The organism is Bacillus sp. GMs2/2 (genome assembly GCF_050172095.1).
GTDB classification, from domain to species: Bacteria; Bacillota; Bacilli; order Bacillales; family Bacillaceae_G; genus Bacillus_A; species Bacillus_A cereus.
This window is the reverse complement of record NZ_JBNLYE010000786.1, coordinates 1-360: the sequence shown is the minus strand read 5'-3', so window position 1 is coordinate 360 and position 360 is coordinate 1. Positions and strand designations below refer to the sequence as shown.

The window sequence follows — 360 nt, the reverse complement described above, 5'->3', positions numbered from 1 at the left end:
TAAATAATAAAAGGGGACAAGTAATCTATGAGAGTCGAGATTGTAAAATTAAAAGAAGTAGAAGTTGTAAATGTGGATGGGCAGTTTAAGGCAATAGAAAAAAATCACCAAACAGTCCCTTGCTTTATTACAAATCATGCGATGCAAAGGGGACAAAGTTTAGGATTAATTGAGCAGTCACTCATGCAAAGTTTATTTAAAATGAAAGACTTGGCGAATGCAAATCCAAATGAAATCGATAGTGATTCTTTACAGGGCTTCAATGAAGTTGAGATACAAAAAATCATTTATTTAGGCTGCTTAGGGGCAAATAAACAATTTCCTTATGATTTTGATCAATTTATGGAAAGATTTCATTAT

At 31.9% G+C, this 360-nt stretch carries 1 protein-coding gene; it reads left to right on the top strand.

Going from position 1 to position 360, the window contains the following annotated elements; all coding sequences use genetic code 11:
- Window positions 1-27: 27 nt before the first annotated feature.
- On the top strand, window positions 28-360 hold a 333-nt coding region (locus tag ACQGS6_RS29530), incomplete at its 3' end, for a hypothetical protein (protein ID WP_426966118.1).